This window comes from Variovorax sp. CF079, assembly GCF_900101545.1.
Taxonomy (GTDB): domain Bacteria; phylum Pseudomonadota; class Gammaproteobacteria; order Burkholderiales; family Burkholderiaceae_C; genus Variovorax.
Map to the genome: position 1 here is coordinate 24,979 of NZ_FMZU01000013.1, position 14,934 is coordinate 39,912.

Sequence of the window (14,934 nt, forward strand, 5' to 3'; positions counted from 1 at the left end):
ACAATCGACGAACTTCATGGAGCCAATTTTCGAACTGGCCATCGGCTTGCCGCCCGAGAGATCGCGCGATCTGCTGCGCGCGGTGCACCGGCAGCTGCGCGCCGCCATCCTCGACGGCCGGCTGCAGCCCGGCCTGCGCCTGCCGGCCTCGCGCGCGCTCGCGGCCACGCTCGGCATCTCGCGCAACACCGTGGTCGCGGCCTACGATCTGCTGCTGAGCGAGGGCTATCTGCTGGCGCGGCCGGGCGCCGGCACCTATGTGGCCGACACGCTGCCGCGTCCGCGGCGCGCGCCGGCTGCTGTCGCCGGCCGGCCCGAGCGGCCCGATGCGCGGCTGGTTCCCCTGCGCAGCCCGCGCATGGCGCGCGAGCCCGTGCTGCACACCGCGCCGGCACGCGACGACTTCCGCGTCGGCCTGCCCGAGGCCGGCGCCTTCCCCTTCGACATCTGGCGGCGGCTCTCCGACCGCGCGCTGCGCGCGATCACCCGCGTGCCGGCCGACTACGCCGATCCACAGGGGCAGCCCGCGTTGCGCGAGGCGATCGCGCGGCATGTGTCTTTCACGCGGGCGGTGGCCTGCGCCGCGGCCGACGTGGTCGTCACCGCCGGCGCGCAGCAGGCCTTCAACCTGCTGGCGCGCATCCTGGTTGTGCCGGGCCGCACGGTGGTGGCGGTCGAGCAGCTGTTCTATCCGCCGCTGGGCCAGGCCATGACGGCAGCGGGCGCCAGGCTGGTGGCGGTGCCGCTCGACGGCGAGGGCTTGTGCGTCGATCGGCTGCCGTCGGATGTGCGCGTGATCTGCGTGACGCCTTCGCACCAGTTCCCGCTCGGCACCGTCATGTCGCCGCGCCGCCGCGCCGAGCTGCTCGCCTTCGCGCGCGAGCGTCGCGCGGTGGTGATCGAGGACGACTACGACAGCGAGTTCCGCTTTGCCGGCCGCCCGCTCGACGCGCTGCAGACGCTCGACCGCGCCGGCTCGGTCTTCTACGTCGGCACCTTTTCGAAAAGCCTCTTCCCGGCGCTGCGCCTGGGCTTCGTGGTCGCGCCGCCATGGGCGCGCGCGGCACTGGTGCAGGCGCGCGAACTGGCCGACTGGCACAGCCCGGCGCTGGCCCAGGATGCGTTGGCCGCCTTCATTGCCGAAGGACACCTGGCTCGCCACATCCGCAAGATGCGCCGCGTCTATGGCGAGCGGCGCACCGTCCTGCTGGAGGCGCTTTCCAGGCATGCAGCCGGGCGGCTCGAGCTGATTCCGTCGGAGGCCGGGCTGCATCTGTCGGCCTGGCTGCGCGGGCGCGGCCGTGCCGAGACGGTGGTGGAACGCGCGGCCGGCGCGGGCATCGCGCTGTCTTCGCTGGAGCGCTATGCACTGGCGGGAACGGGCACGAACGGGCTGGCGTTCGGCTATGGGTTGATCGATGCGCAGCGGATCGAGGAGGCTGTCCAGCGCCTGGTGGGGTTGATGTAGTCGGCCACTTGCGAGCTGGTCGCTTGCGGCGCACCATCACACTCAACTTCGTTCCAAGGAGCGCGGCCATGAAGACTCGAGAATCGCCCCGACGGTTGTGGGCGTTGGTCGCCTGCGCCCTCTGGTTGTTCGCTCTGTCCGTGCTCTCTGCGGCGCATGCCGCCACCCCCGGCGCGCCGCGCCAGACCGAAGCCGTGTCCCCGCAGGTCCAGGCCCTCCAGCGCGCGGGCGACGCGGTCGTCGCACTGCGCATCACTGCGACCGAGGGCGCCACCTCGGCCGACACCCTCGGGATGCGGCGATCGGGCTCTGGCGTGGTGATCGGGCCCGAAGGCCTGATCCTCACCATCGGCTATCTGCTGCTGGAAGCCGAGACCATCGAAGTCATCACGCAGGACGATCGCACGCTGCCTGCGCGCCAGATCGCCTACGACCTCGCGACCGGCTTCGGCCTGCTGCGCCCGCTGGTGCCGCTGCGCGGCGTCGAGCCGGTGCCGCTGGCAGGCGTCGCCGGCCTGACGCCGGGCGAGCCGCTGCTGGTCGCCACCGGCAGCAGCAGCGGCACCGAAGTGGGCTTTACGCGCCTGATCGCGACGCGGCCTTTCTCGGGCTATTGGGAATACCACATCGAATCGGCGCTCTTCACCAGCCCGCCGGTGGCCAACCACAGCGGCGCACCGCTCTTCAACCGCAACGGCGAGCTGGTCGGCATCGGCAGCCTGTTCGTGCTGGAGGCCGCGGGCGCCGATCGCACGCTGCCGGGCAACATGTTCGTGCCGGTCGAATTGCTGCGCCCGGTGCTGGCGGAGATGCAGTCCACCGGCCGCACGCGGGCGAGCATCCGGCCCTGGCTCGGCCTCTCGTCCTCGGAACGCGACGGGCATGTGCAGATCGTGCGCGTGGACCGGCAGGGGCCCGCGCTGGCGGCGGGGCTTCAGCCCGGCGACGTGGTGCTGGAGGTCGACGGCATCGAGGTCGCCACGCTCGAGGCCTTCTACAAGCAGCTCTGGAAGCGGCCGGCACCCGATGCGGAGGTGGTGCTCACGGTGCAGCAGGGCTCGGAGACGCGCAAGATCCGGATCCAGGCGGTCGACCGCATGCAAACCCTGCGCAAGCCTTCCGGTATCTAGGGATCTAAGGCGCGATCCCCAGCATCCTCTTGTTGGCCGCGGTGTCGACGCCGCCGGCCGCGAAGTCGTCGAAGGCCCGGTCGGCCACGCGGATGATGTGGTCGGCGATGAATTTCGCACCCTCGCGGGCGCCGTCCTCGGGGTGCTTGATGCAGCACTCCCATTCGAGCACCGCCCAGCCCGGGAAGTCGTAGGCCGCCATCTTCGAGAAGATCGCCCTGAAGTCGACCTGGCCGTCGCCCAGCGAGCGGAAGCGCCCTGCTCTGTTGATCCATGACTGGAAGCCGCCGTAGACGCCCTGCTTGCCGGTCGGGGTGAACTCCGCATCCTTCACGTGAAAGATCTTGATGCGCTCGTGGTAGTGGTCGATGTAGGCCAGGTAGTCGAGCTGCTGCAGCACGAAGTGGCTCGGGTCGTACAGCAGGCAGGCGCGCGGGTGCTGGCCCACGCGCTCGAGGAACATCTCGTAGCTCACGCCGTCGTGCAGGTCCTCGCCCGGATGGATCTCGTAGCAGACGTCGACGCCGGCATCGTCGAAGGCATTGAGGATCGGCAGCCAGCGCCGCGCGAGTTCGTCGAAGGCCTCTTCGATCAGTCCCGGCGGGCGTGGCGGCCACGAATAAAGATAGGGCCAGGCGAGCGCGCCGGAGAAAGTCGCATGCGCCGTGAGCCCGAGATGGGCCGAGGCGCGGGCCGCCAGGTGCAGTTGGTCCACCGCCCATTGCTGGCGCCGGGCCGGGTTGTTGCGCACCTCGGGTGCGGCGAAGCCGTCGAAGCCGGTGTCGTAAGCTGGATGCACGGCCACCAGCTGGCCCTGCAGATGGGTCGAGAGCTCGGTGATCTCGATACCGTGCCGCTCCAGCATGCCCTTCACTTCGTCGCAATAGGTCTTGCTTTCCGCGGCCGTCTTGAGATCGAAGAGGCGGGCGTCCCAGCTCGGGATCTGTACCCCCTTGTAGCCGAGACTCGCCGCCCAGGCGGCAATGGTGTCGAGCGAATCGAAGGGTGCGCTGTCACCCGCGAACTGGGCCAGGAAGATGGCCGGGCCCTTGATGGTCTTCATGGGTATCTCCTGGGGTCACGAACAGAAAAGAGGCGATCCTATCTCCGCGGCGCTGTCCGACGCAGCTGCGGGTGGCTGTCGTCTGCGCGGGCCTTTCGAACGTTTCACAATACTCTTCTGTTCACCAAGGGCGGCGCGGCCCGCGCGGCGCCAGCCTTGATTGCGATGCCACAAACCGTTTCCGGACGCCTCAAGATCGGCCTGTCTGCCTGCTTCTCCCACGCCGACCCGGAGCGTTCGCTGTTCACCAACAAGACGCTGCAGTATGTCGAGCAGTCCATCGCGCACTGGCTGATGTCGGCCGGCGCGATGGTGGTGATGGTGCCCTGCCCGACCGGCGAAACGGCGCGCGGCGACACCAAGCTCTCGCACTATGCGGAGTGGCTCGACGGCGTGGTGATGCATGGCGGCGCCGATGTCTGGCCCGGCAGCTACGGCGAGGTGCCGCTGAAGGACGCCTGGATCGGCGACCGCGTCCGCGACCTTTATGACCTTGCGCTGGTCGAGGCCTTCGAGGAAGTCGGCAAGCCGATCTTCGGCGTCTGCCGCGGCCTGCAGCTCATCAACGTGGCCTTCGGCGGCACGCTCTACCAGGATATCGAAGCGCAGCATCCCAACGGCATCCGGCATCGCGACCCGGTGGCCTACGACCAGCACTTCCACGACATCCGCATCACGCCGGGCTCGCGCCTGTCGAAGCTCTATCCGGGCATGGAGACGGCGCGCGTCAACAGCATCCATCACCAGGGCGTGAAAGACATCGCGCCCGGCTTCGAGGTCGACGCTTGGAGCATCCCCGACCACGTGCCCGAAGCCATCCGCCGCCGGGTCGACCGCGGCCGCAGCTACATCGCCGCCACCCAGTGGCATCCGGAGTTCCACAAGTACGGCAGCACCGAGACCGTGGACGACACGGCCATCCTGCAGGACTTTCTCTGGGCCTGCGCGACCGCGAAGGTGAGCCCGCGGGGGCCGCTGCGCAGCGCGCCGGGGCGCATCCGCAACCGCGCGGCGCGGCTGCTGCGGCAGGCGCTGCTGATGCGCTAGTTGCTGCTTAGCGGTTGCGGCTTCCGCTGACGGCCGCGTCGATGGTGCCGAACACCGTGATGCCGCTGCCGCCGGTGGTGGCGGAGCGGTCGCCGTCGGCGACGGCGCGTGATGCGCAGCCGGCGACGGTGCCGAGCGCGATCGCGACGAGGAGCATGGAAACGAGCTTCTTCACAGGAATCTCCTTCTTGATCAGCCGAGGTGCTTGCCCACGATACCCGCGAGCTCGAACATCGTCACCTGGTCCTTGCCGAACACCGGCTTGAGCTTGGCGTCGGCGTTGATGGCCCGCTTGTTGGCCGCATCCTGCAGGCCGTTGGCCTTGATGTAGTCCCACAGCTTCTTGATGACTTCGGTGCGCGCCACGGGTTCCGCGCCGATCACCGCGGCCAGGGCCTCGCTGGGCTTGAGTCCGGCGCCCGGCTTGCGTGGCGCCTTGGGCGCGGCGGCCTTCTTCGCGGGCGCGGCCTTCTTGGCTGCAGGCGTCTTCGTCTTCGCGGCAGCCACCTTTTTTGCGGCCGCGGGCGCCGCCCTGGCAAAGGTCTTGCGCGGCGGGAACTTGCTGTCGCGCGGTGCGAACTCGAAAGTCACCTTGCCTTCGTCCTTGTTCCAGGCGAGGAAGGCCTTGAACGGACGGCGCGTGCGCATCGAGACGAACTTGTCGAGCAGGTCGGTCTTGCCGGTGGCGAGCAGCTTCTCGACCTGGGCGCGCTCCACCGGCTGCTGCAGGATGATCTTGCCGGTCTTGAAGTCGCAGCTCGGCGTCGGCTGCTCGGTCGTCGGCACCGACTTCTCGCAGATGTAGTTGCTGCCGTTCTCGAACACGCGCGCGCCGCACTTCGGGCACGGGCCCAGCGACTGCTGGCCGCTGAAGTCGATGATCTCGCCGCTCTCGGCATTCTTGTCGTCGCCGAAGTCGAATTCGAGCTTCCAGTTCTTCGCCTCCTCGTCGTACTTGAGCACGATCTCCGAGACGAAGGGCCAGCCGGCCTTGGAGCGAAAGCCTTCGAGCGGGCCGATGTGCTTGTCGCGCAGCAGCGCCTCTGCCTCGGCCACTTCGAAGGTGCGGCCGGCCGGCGACTTGCCGAAGGAGAAGCCGCAGGGCTCCTGGCCCAATTTGCCTGTGCAGGCATAACGGCGGTAGTTCTCCTTCACCACGCCGCCGCAGTTGGGGCACGGCGTCGCCAGCGTCGCGTAGTCGCCGGGCACAGTGTCGCGGTCGTACTCCTTGGCCTTCTTGACGATGTGCTCCGTCATCTCGGCGATCTCGCGCATGAAGGCTTCGCGGCTGAGCTTGCCGTGCTCCATCTGCGCGAGCTTGTGTTCCCATTCGCCGGTGAGCTCGGCCTTGGAGAGTTCTTCCACGCCGAGGCCGCGCAACAGCGTCATGAGCTGGAAGGCCTTGGCGGTCGGAATGAGTTCGCGGCCTTCGCGGTGGATGTACTTCTCGGCCAAGAGCCCTTCGATGATCGCGGCGCGCGTGGCCGGCGTGCCCAGGCCTTTTTCCTGCATCGCCTCGCGCAGCTCGTCGTCGTCGATGGTCTTGCCCGCGCCTTCCATGGCGCCGAGCAGCGTGGCTTCGGAATAGCGCGCGGGCGGACGGGTCTTGAGCGCCTTGGTCTCCACCGATTCGGCGCGCACCATCTCGCCGGGCTTGACCGGCACCAGCCGCTTGCCGTCCTTGTCGTCTTCCTTCTCGTCGTCCTGCGCTTCCTTGCCGTAGATCGCGAGCCAGCCCGGCTTGACCAACACCTTGCCGTCGGTGCGGAACGGGTACTTCCTGCCGCCCTGCTCCACCGTGCTGATGCGCGTGGTCACCTGGTACTCGGCGCTCGGGAAGAAGACCGAGAGGAAGCGCCGCACCACGAAGTCGTAGAGCCGCTGCTCGGCGTCCGACAGGCCGCTGGGCGCCTGCAGCGTGGGGATGATCGCAAAGTGATCGCTGACCTTGGCGTTGTCGAAGACGCGCTTCGAGGGCTTCACGTAGTTGTCGTCGAGCGCCTGCTTCGCGAAGGGCGCGAGATGCTTCATGCCGCTGTTGGCGAGCATGCCCATGGTCTGCCTGACCACCGGCAGGTAGTCCTCGGGCAGCGCGCGCGAGTCGGTCCGCGGATAGGTCAATGCCTTGTGGCGCTCGTAGAGGCTTTGCGCGAGCGCAAGCGTGGTCTTGGCGCTGAAGCCGAAGCGGCTGTTGGCTTCGCGCTGCAGCGAGGTCAGGTCGAACAAGAGCGGCGAGGCCTGCGTGGTGGGCTTGCTTTCCTCGGTGACGCTGGCGGGCTTGCCGCGCGCGGCCTCGGCGATGGCCGTGGCGTCGCGTTCGTTCCATACGCGATCGGCGCGCTGCTCGGGATCGGGCGCGCCGTCGGGGCCGGGCGGCGGCTTCTTCCAGTTCGGATCGAACCACTTGCCGGGGTATTCGCCGGCCTCGGCCAGGAAGCTGCCGTGCACCTCCCAGTAGTCGCGGCTGACGAACTTGCGGATTTTTTCTTCGCGCTCGACCACCACCGACAGCGTCGGCGTCTGCACGCGGCCGACAGTGGTGAGGAAGAAGCCGCCGTCGCGCGAATTGAAGGCGGTCATCGCGCGCGTGCCGTTGATGCCGACCAGCCAGTCGGCCTCGGAGCGCGAACGCGCCGCATCGGCCAGGCCCTGCATCTGCTGCTCGTTGCGCAGCTGCTCGAAACCGTCGCGAATGGCCTGCGGGGTCATCGACTGCAGCCACAGGCGCTTGACCGGCTTGCCCAGCGGCGCCTTGCCGCCGGCGTACTGTTCGATCAGGCGGAAGATCAACTCGCCCTCGCGGCCCGCGTCGCAGGCGTTGATGAGCTGGGTCACGTCCTTGCGCTTGGCCTGCTTCACCACCGCGTTGAGGCGGGTCTTGGTCTTGTCGACCGGCTTCAGGTCGAAGCGCGGCGGGATCACCGGCAGGTTGGCAAAGCTCCACTTGCCGCGCTTCACGTCGAACTCCTCCGGCGCCTGGATCTCGACCAGGTGGCCCACGGCGCTGGTGACGACGTACTTCTCGTTCTCGAAATGTTCCTCGTGCTTGTCGAACTTGCCGGCCACCGGCGTGAGCGCGCGCACGATGTCCTGGGCCACCGATGGCTTCTCTGCAATTACCAAAGTCTTCATTAACAGTTCCTCGTATTCAGGCCGGCGCCGGGCCGCCAGCGCGGCGAAGTCCGCGCTTCGCACGGACGGGCGGCCTGCCCCCCTCGGGGGCAGCGACGACACGCAGTGCGGGAGCGTGGGGGTCACATCTACAATCTGGCGCTTCTCGCGTGCGTACGCGCACGCGCATGCGTACATATTCAAACTAACAGACTTCGGCGATGCCTTCCAAATCCCCTATTTCCGGCGGCCGCCGCATCCAGACACGGCGCTCCGGCGTTCACGGCAACGGCGTGTTCGCCGTGCAGGACCTCGCGGAGGGCGAGACGCTGATCGAATACAAGGGCGAGCTCATCACCTGGAAGGAGGCCTTGCGCCGCCATCCGCACGACCCGGCGCAGCCGAACCATACCTTCTACTTCCACATCGATGATGGGCGTGTGATCGACGGCGGCGTGAAGGGCAATGCCGCGCGCTGGATCAACCATTCCTGCGAGCCCAACTGCGAGGCCGACGAAACCGACGGCCGGGTCTTCATCAAGGCACTGCGCAACATCGCGGCCGGCGAGGAGCTCAACTACGACTACGGGCTGATCATCGACGAGCCCTACACGAAGAAGCTCAAGGCCGACTTCCCCTGCTGGTGCGGCTCCGAAAGCTGCCGCGGCACCCTGCTGGCGCCCAAGTCCGACGACAAGAAAAAAGACAAGAAGAAAAAGAAGGACAACAAGAAGGCCAAGAAGAACGGCAAGGACGGCAAGCGCTGACCATGGCCACCCCCTGGTTCGAAGACGAGATCGCCGCCGCCCTGGCCCCGCTGCTGCCGGGGCTTTCGGTCGAGGTCGTTGCCGAGATCGATTCGACCAGCAGCGAGCTGATGCGGCGCGCCCGCGACGGCCGCTCGTCGCCGGTGCTGCTGGTGGCCGAGCGGCAGACCGCCGGCCGGGGCCGCATGGGGCGCCTCTGGCAGAGCGCACAGGATCGAGACGAACCTGCCTCGCTGACTTTTTCGCTCGGCCTGCCGCTCTTGCCCAGGGACTGGTCGGGGCTTTCGCTCGCGGTCGGCGTTAGCGTGGCGGATAGCCTGGACCCGTCGAAGGCAGGGGGCATTGCGCTCAAGTGGCCCAACGACCTGTGGGTCGAGGACCGCAAGCTCGGCGGCATCCTGATCGAAACCGCCCTGCCCCAGAACGGCACGGCCGAGCGCTACCTGGTGATCGGCATCGGCCTCAACATCGGGCCGCGCGAGGCCGCGGGCCTCAGCACCGCGCCGGCATGGATCCGGCAGTGGCGCCCGCGTGTCACCGCGCCCGAGCTGCTGCGCGAGATCGTGGTGCCGCTGGTGGACGACGTGCTGCTGTTCGGCGAGCGCGGCTTCGTGCCCTTTGCCGAGCGCTTCGCGGCGCGCGACATCCTGCGCGGCCGCGAGGTGCAACTCAGCGACGGCACCGTGGGCCGCTGCGAGGGCGTGGGCTGGGGCGGCGAGCTCCTGGTCCAGACGGCCTCGGGCATGAAGACGATCACCAGCGCCGAAGTCAGCGTGCGGCCGGCGCAGTAGGCATGTTGCTGCGCGCACTGGTTCTTCTGCTGCTGGTGGCCAATGTGGGCTACTTCGCGTGGACCCGCGGCGGTCTCGCCATGTTCGGCACGACACCGGCGCGCTTCAGCGAGACCGAACCGGAGCGGCTGGCGCAACAGCTGCGGCCGCAGCTGCTGCAGATACGCAAGGACGAGGCGCCTGCTGCGCTGAAGCCTTAGGCGTTGTCGCCCCCGTCGGCGTCGAAGCGCAGGCTGAAGCGCGTGCCCGGTGGGCGCTGGCCCGGATGGGCGTCTTCCAGCTGCACCGTCGCATGGTGCTGCCGCGCGATCTCCCGCACGATCGGCAGGCCCAGCCCCGAGCCGTCGGCCTCGTTGCCGAGCACGCGGTAGAAGGGCTCGAACACCAGCTCGCGTTCGTGCTCGGCGATGCCGGGGCCGTTGTCCTCGATCTGCAGCACGATGATGCGGCCGAAGGGATCGCCCAGCACGCGGGCCGTGATCACGCCCGGCCGCTCGGGCACCGAGGGCGTGTAGTTGATGGCGTTGTCGACCAGGTTGCGCACCAGCTCCTTGAGCAGCGTCGGGTTGCCCTCGAGCACGACGCCCGGCGCGCCCTCCTCGGCGCCGTCGTAGCCCAGGTCGATGCGCTTCTCGATCGCACGCGGCACCGCTTCGCGCACCACCTCGATGGCGAGGCGCGCCAGGTCGCAAGGCTGGCGCGCGATGCTGGCGCCGCTGCCCTCCGCGCGCGCCAGCGACAGTAGCTGGTTCACCGTGTGCGTGGCGCGCATGCTCGCGCGGCCGATCTGCTTGAGCGACTGCTTGAGCTCGTTCGCATTGGCGCCCTCGCGCTGCGCCAGGTCGGCCTGCATGCGCAGCCCCGCGAGCGGCGTCTTGAGCTGGTGCGCCGCGTCGGCCAGGAAGCGCTTCTGCGTGCCGATGGAATCGTTGAGCTTGCTCAGCAGGTCGTTGACCGACAGCACCAGCGGCACCACCTCGAGCGGCACCGAGGATTCGTCGAGCGGGCTCAGGTCGCCGGGCCGGCGCTCGCGGATGCGCGCCTCCACCACCGACAGCGGCTTGATGCCGCGCACCAGCGCGAGCCAGATCAGCAGCACCGCGAGCGGCAGGATCGCGAACTGCGGCAGCAGCACGCCGCTGATGATCTCGGCGGCGAGCACCGACTGCTTCTCGCGCGTCTCGGCCATCTGCAGCAGCACCGGGGGTTCGTCGGCCGTGGCGCCCGCCACCCAGAGCGAGGCCACACGCACCGGCTTGCCGTGCATCTCGCCGTCGCGCAGGTACACGGTGCCCGTCACCGGGGGCTCGTCGGTATGGGGAAAAGGGACGTCGCGCTCGCCGCTCAGCAGCTCGCCATGCCCGTCCAGCACCTGGTAGTACACGCGGTCGGCGTCGTCGCCGCGCAGAATCTCGCGCGCCGCCTGCGGCAGCACGAACTGCGCCGCGTCCTGCTGCAGGTTCACCAGCTTCGCCAGCGTGCGGAGGTTGTGTTGCAGTTCGCGGTCGAAGGGCGCGTTGGCGATGCCCTGCGCGACCAGCCAGGTGACGCCGATGCTGACTGGCACCAGCAGCAGCAGCGGCGTGAGCATCCAATCGAGGATCTCGCCGAAAAGGGAGCGCTGTGCGCGCTGGAAGAGCTTCACCGAAGGCTCAGGGGAATCACGGGATCTTCTCGAGGCAGTAGCCGAGGCCGCGCACGGTGGCGATGTGGATCGGGCCCTTCTCGATCTTCTTGCGCAGCCGATGGATGTAGACCTCGATCGCGTTGAGGCTCACTTCCTCGCCCCACTCGCACAGCCGCTCGACCAGCTGGTCCTTGCTCACCAGCCGGCCGGCGCGCTGCAGCAGCACCTCGAGCAGGCCGAGTTCGCGCGCCGAGAGCTCGATCATCTTGCCGTCGATGGTCGCCACGCGGCCGGCCTGGTCGTAGACCAGCGGGCCGTGCTTGATCGCATTGCTGGTGGCGCCCATGCCGCGCCGCGTGAGCGCGCGCACGCGCGCCTCGAGTTCCTGCAGCGAGAAGGGCTTGGCCATGTAGTCGTCGGCGCCGTAGTCCAGGCCCTTGACGCGTTCCTCGACGCTGTCGGCCGCCGTCAGCACCAGCACCGGCAGCTGCGAGCCGCGGGCGCGCAGCCGCTTCAAGATTTCGAGGCCGTGCATGTTGGGCAGGCCGAGGTCGAGGATCAGCAGATCGAATTCGCTGTTGGTCATCAGCGCGGCATCGGCCTGCGAACCGGTCGCCACATGGTCGACGGCCGAACCCGAGGTGCGCAGACTGCGCAGCAGGGCATCCGCCAGCACCTGGTCGTCTTCCGCAATCAGTATTCGCATGGCGTGTCTCCAGACGCTGGGATTCTAGGCCGCGGCATAGGCTTCGAGACCGATGGTTACCACGGTGGCGATCTCGTCGCCGACGCTGGCGCGGAACTCTTTTTCTGCCTGCGCCACGGCATGGCGGAAGGCTTCCAGCCAGGCCAGCCCATCGGCCGTGAACAGCACCCGCCGCGCGCGCGCGTCGAGCGGATCGGGGCCGCGCGTCACCAGGCCCCAGGCCTCGCACTGGTCGACCAGCGTGCCCATGGCCTGCTTGGTCATGCCGGCGCGCTCGGCGAGTTCGGTCAGTCGCGAGCCTTCGCGCGACAGATGGCGCGTGATGTGGATGTGCGCCGCGCTCACCTGCGCGCGCGCCGCGAGGTTCGACAGCGCCAGCGGCACGTCGGCATCGTGCGCCATCAGCGCCAGCACGCGCTCGTCGAAGCGGCGCATGGCATGGCCTAGCAGGCGGCCCAGGTGGGTTTGGCGCCAAGCGTCGGGGTCGATCGGAAATGCAGCGTCTATCACGTGCGATCGATAGTAAAGCAAACTGACCAAAAAATGGGTTTACTCGAATCCATCAACCTCTACACTACTGTTCAAGCATCCAGCCTGTGATTAAAAGCAGAGTGGATGAATCCACAACAACCCGTTGATATTCAAGGAGATTTCCACATGGACGCACTCGTCAAAGGCACCAGCATCTCGGTCGCAGGCAGCGAAAAGGCCAAGGCCCTGCAGGCCGCGCTGGCCCAGATCGAAAAGCAGTTCGGCAAGGGCACGATCATGCGGCTGGGCGAAGGCGAGGCGCTGGAAGACATCCAGGTGGTCTCCACCGGCTCGCTCGGCCTCGACATCGCGCTCGGCGTCGGCGGCCTGCCGCGCGGCCGCGTGATCGAGATCTACGGTCCGGAATCCTCGGGCAAGACCACGCTCACGCTGCAGGTCATCGCCGAGATGCAGCGCCAGGCCGGCACCTGCGCCTTCGTCGATGCCGAGCACGCGCTCGACGTGCAGTACGCGCAGAAGCTCGGCGTGAACCTGTCGGACCTGCTGATCAGCCAGCCCGACACCGGCGAGCAGGCACTGGAAATCGTCGATTCGCTGGTGCGCTCCGGCGCGGTCGACCTGATCGTGATCGACTCGGTCGCCGCGCTCACGCCCAAGGCCGAAATCGAAGGCGAAATGGGCGACTCGCTGCCCGGCCTGCAGGCCCGCCTGATGAGTCAGGCGCTGCGCAAGCTCACCGCCACCATCAAGAAGACCAACTGCATGGTCATCTTCATCAACCAGATCCGCATGAAGATCGGCGTGATGTTCGGCTCGCCCGAAACCACCACCGGCGGCAATGCGCTGAAGTTCTACGCCTCGGTGCGCCTGGACATCCGCCGCATCGGCACCATCAAGAAGGGCGACGAGGCGATCGGCAACGAGACCAAGGTCAAGGTGGTGAAGAACAAGGTTTCGCCGCCCTTCAAGACGGCCGAGTTCGACATCCTGTTCGGCGAAGGCATCAGCCGCGAGGGCGAAATCATCGACATGGGCGTGAACGCCAAGATCGTCGACAAGTCGGGCGCCTGGTATGCCTACAACGGCGAGAAGATCGGGCAGGGCCGGGACAACGCGCGCGAGTTCCTGCGCGAGAACCCGGCGCTTTCGCGCGAGATCGAGAACAAGGTGCGCGAATCGCTGGGCATTCCGCTTCTGGCCGAAGCGGCAGACGTCACGCCCGAGAAGTAACCGGATGCCATGGCTTTCAGCGCTCCGTCTCTCAAAGGCCGCGCCCTGCGTCTCCTGAGCCAGCGCGAGCATTCGCGCAGCGAGCTCGAACGCAAGCTGGCCAAGTACGAAGAAGAGCCCGGCACGCTGGCGCGTGCGCTCGACGAGCTGGCCGCCAAGGACTTCATCAGCGAGGCGAGGGTGGTGCAGTCGGTGCTGCACCAGCGCGCGGCACGGCACGGCGCCGCGCGCGTGCGCCAGGAGCTGCTGCACAAGGGCGTTGCGCCCGAAGCGGTGGCCGAAGCGCTCGTAAGCCTCTCGGGCAGCGAGTTCGACCGTGCGCTCGAAGTGTGGCGGCAGCGCTTCGGCACGCTGCCGCATGACGCGGCGGAGCGCGCGAAGCAGACGCGCTTTCTGCTGGCGCGTGGATTTGCCGGCGCCGTCGTGGCAAAGGTCTTGCGGTACGACCCTAACGAGTGAGGGTCAGCCGCGAAATGCAGCTGCGCGGGCTTACAGCCCCAGCATCAGCTTGAGGTTCTGCACCGCGGCGCCGCTGGCGCCTTTGCCCAGGTTGTCCAGCCGCGCGATGACGACGGCATGGCGGTGGTCCTCGTTCGGGAACACGCGGATCTCGAGCTCGTTGGTGTCGTTAAGCGCGAGGGCGTCGATCTTGCCGTCCTCGGTGGGCGGCAGCACCTTCACGAACTTTTCGGGCGTGTTGCTCTTCGCGTAGTGCGCGGCCAGCGCCTCCTGCAGGTCGCCCGCCTTGGGCCGGCCGGGCAGTTCGTCCAGGTGCAGGGGCAGCTGCACCAGCATGCCTTGCTTGAAGTTGCCGACCGAGGGAATGAACACGGGCCGGCGCGTGAGGCCGGTGTACTTCATGATCTCGGGAATGTGCTTGTGCTTGAGCCCCAGCGCGTAGGTCTCGAACAGCGGTGCCTTTCCGCCCTCGTAGGCCTCGATCATGGTGCGGCCGCCGCCCGAGTAGCCGCTGACGGAGGGCAGGGCGATCGCATGGTCGGCCGGCAGCAGGCCGGCATCGACCAGCGGGCGGACGATCGCGATCGCGCCGGTCGCGTAGCAGCCCGGGTTGGCCACGCGCTCGGCCTTGGCCACGGCCTCCTTCTGGCCGGCCACCAGTTCGGGGAAGCCGAACACCCAGCCGGCGGCCGTGCGGTGCGCGGTCGAGGCGTCGATGATCTTGGGGCGCTGTCCCTGGCCTTCGAGCTGGTCGATGAGCGCCACCGACTCGCGCGCGGCATCGTCGTGCAGGCAGAGCACCACCAGGTCGACGCCGGCCATCAGCTCCCGCTTGGCGGCCACGTCCTTTCGCAGCTCGGGCGCGATACTCACGAGTTCGATCTGCGGCATCTGCTGGAGCCGCTCGCGAATCTGGAGGCCGGTGGTACCGGCTTCGCCGTCGATGAAGACCTTGGGCATGGTGCAAGCCTCGGATTGCCTGGGAAGTCGCGTAAGAAGAAATTACGTATTGGCCGCAGCCACGGCGGGCCGTTGGTGCGGCG

At 68.0% G+C, this 14,934-nt stretch carries 15 protein-coding genes; 8 read left to right on the top strand and 7 right to left on the bottom strand.

Annotation, left to right across the window (positions count from 1 at the left end; genetic code table 11):
• Nucleotides 1-16 precede the first annotated feature (16 nt).
• Both BLS74_RS18105 and BLS74_RS18110 read left to right on the top strand, forming a co-directional pair.
• Nucleotides 17-1,468, top strand: coding sequence for a MocR-like pyridoxine biosynthesis transcription factor PdxR (locus BLS74_RS18105; protein WP_093108533.1), 1,452 nt, complete (start codon nucleotides 17-19; stop codon nucleotides 1,466-1,468).
• A 68-nt stretch (nucleotides 1,469-1,536) separates the two neighbouring features.
• Nucleotides 1,537-2,598, top strand: a complete 1,062-nt coding sequence (locus tag BLS74_RS18110; protein WP_093108534.1) for a S1C family serine protease — start codon at nucleotides 1,537-1,539, stop codon at nucleotides 2,596-2,598.
• A 4-nt stretch (nucleotides 2,599-2,602) separates the two neighbouring features.
• Here the strand turns inward: BLS74_RS18110 and BLS74_RS18115 are convergent, their stop codons facing one another.
• Nucleotides 2,603-3,661, bottom strand: coding sequence for a sugar phosphate isomerase/epimerase family protein (locus BLS74_RS18115; RefSeq protein WP_093108535.1), 1,059 nt, complete (start codon nucleotides 3,659-3,661; stop codon nucleotides 2,603-2,605).
• A gap of 165 nt (nucleotides 3,662-3,826) precedes the next feature.
• On the opposite strand from BLS74_RS18115, the gene BLS74_RS18120 reads away from it, so the two are divergent.
• Nucleotides 3,827-4,708, top strand: coding sequence for a gamma-glutamyl-gamma-aminobutyrate hydrolase family protein (locus tag BLS74_RS18120; RefSeq protein ID WP_093108536.1), 882 nt, complete (start codon nucleotides 3,827-3,829; stop codon nucleotides 4,706-4,708).
• A 7-nt stretch (nucleotides 4,709-4,715) separates the two neighbouring features.
• Here BLS74_RS18120 and BLS74_RS34455 read toward each other — a convergent pair whose 3' ends face one another.
• Together BLS74_RS34455 and BLS74_RS18125 are read right to left on the bottom strand one after the other, a co-directional pair.
• A complete protein-coding gene (locus BLS74_RS34455) occupies nucleotides 4,716-4,883 on the bottom strand; it encodes a hypothetical protein (protein ID WP_170855640.1) in 168 nt (55 codons plus the stop codon).
• 17 nt (nucleotides 4,884-4,900) lie between these two features.
• Nucleotides 4,901-7,840 carry a DNA topoisomerase III gene (locus BLS74_RS18125; RefSeq protein WP_093108537.1) on the bottom strand — a complete coding sequence of 980 codons (2,940 nt, stop codon included), beginning with the start codon at nucleotides 7,838-7,840 and terminating at the stop codon, nucleotides 4,901-4,903.
• Between the two features lie 200 nt (nucleotides 7,841-8,040).
• Here BLS74_RS18125 and BLS74_RS18130 point away from each other — a divergent pair, with 200 nt between their 5' ends.
• The 3 genes from BLS74_RS18130 to BLS74_RS18140 are packed head-to-tail and all read left to right on the top strand — an operon-like array spanning nucleotide 8,041 to nucleotide 9,577.
• Nucleotides 8,041-8,586 carry an SET domain-containing protein gene (locus tag BLS74_RS18130; RefSeq protein WP_093108538.1) on the top strand — a complete coding sequence of 182 codons (546 nt, stop codon included), beginning with the start codon at nucleotides 8,041-8,043 and terminating at the stop codon, nucleotides 8,584-8,586.
• 2 nt (nucleotides 8,587-8,588) lie between these two features.
• Entirely contained in the window at nucleotides 8,589-9,377 is a 789-nt protein-coding gene (locus BLS74_RS18135) for a biotin--[acetyl-CoA-carboxylase] ligase (RefSeq protein WP_093108539.1), read from the top strand.
• 2 nt (nucleotides 9,378-9,379) lie between these two features.
• Nucleotides 9,380-9,577 (top strand): sporulation protein, encoded by a 198-nt coding sequence (locus tag BLS74_RS18140; RefSeq protein ID WP_093108540.1) that lies wholly within the window; start codon nucleotides 9,380-9,382, stop codon nucleotides 9,575-9,577.
• On the opposite strand, the gene BLS74_RS18145 is transcribed toward BLS74_RS18140, so the two are convergent.
• From BLS74_RS18145 to BLS74_RS18155, 3 genes are read right to left on the bottom strand one after another with little or no spacing between them, the layout of a single operon-like run.
• The gene (locus BLS74_RS18145) at nucleotides 9,574-11,022 is read right to left on the bottom strand and encodes a sensor histidine kinase N-terminal domain-containing protein (protein WP_093108541.1); all 1,449 of its coding nucleotides are present in this window, start codon (nucleotides 11,020-11,022) and stop codon (nucleotides 9,574-9,576) included. The two genes, BLS74_RS18140 and BLS74_RS18145, sit on opposite strands and share 4 nt — an antisense overlap.
• A gap of 16 nt (nucleotides 11,023-11,038) precedes the next feature.
• Complete coding sequence (locus tag BLS74_RS18150; protein ID WP_086920396.1) at nucleotides 11,039-11,710, bottom strand: response regulator; 672 nt, start codon at nucleotides 11,708-11,710, stop codon at nucleotides 11,039-11,041.
• Between the two features lie 24 nt (nucleotides 11,711-11,734).
• The gene (locus tag BLS74_RS18155) at nucleotides 11,735-12,220 is read right to left on the bottom strand and encodes a MarR family winged helix-turn-helix transcriptional regulator (protein ID WP_093108696.1); all 486 of its coding nucleotides are present in this window, start codon (nucleotides 12,218-12,220) and stop codon (nucleotides 11,735-11,737) included.
• A gap of 147 nt (nucleotides 12,221-12,367) precedes the next feature.
• Between BLS74_RS18155 and recA the strand changes: the two genes are divergently transcribed.
• On the top strand, nucleotides 12,368-13,432 hold the full coding sequence (gene recA / locus BLS74_RS18160) for a recombinase RecA (protein WP_093108542.1): 1,065 nt from the start codon (nucleotides 12,368-12,370) through the stop codon (nucleotides 13,430-13,432).
• A 9-nt stretch (nucleotides 13,433-13,441) separates the two neighbouring features.
• The gene (gene recX / locus BLS74_RS18165; protein WP_093108543.1) at nucleotides 13,442-13,891 is read left to right on the top strand and encodes a recombination regulator RecX; all 450 of its coding nucleotides are present in this window, start codon (nucleotides 13,442-13,444) and stop codon (nucleotides 13,889-13,891) included.
• A gap of 30 nt (nucleotides 13,892-13,921) precedes the next feature.
• Here the strand turns inward: recX and argC are convergent, their stop codons facing one another.
• Nucleotides 13,922-14,851 (bottom strand): N-acetyl-gamma-glutamyl-phosphate reductase, encoded by a 930-nt coding sequence (argC, locus tag BLS74_RS18170; protein WP_093108544.1) that lies wholly within the window; start codon nucleotides 14,849-14,851, stop codon nucleotides 13,922-13,924.
• Between the last annotated feature and the right edge of the window lie 83 nt (nucleotides 14,852-14,934).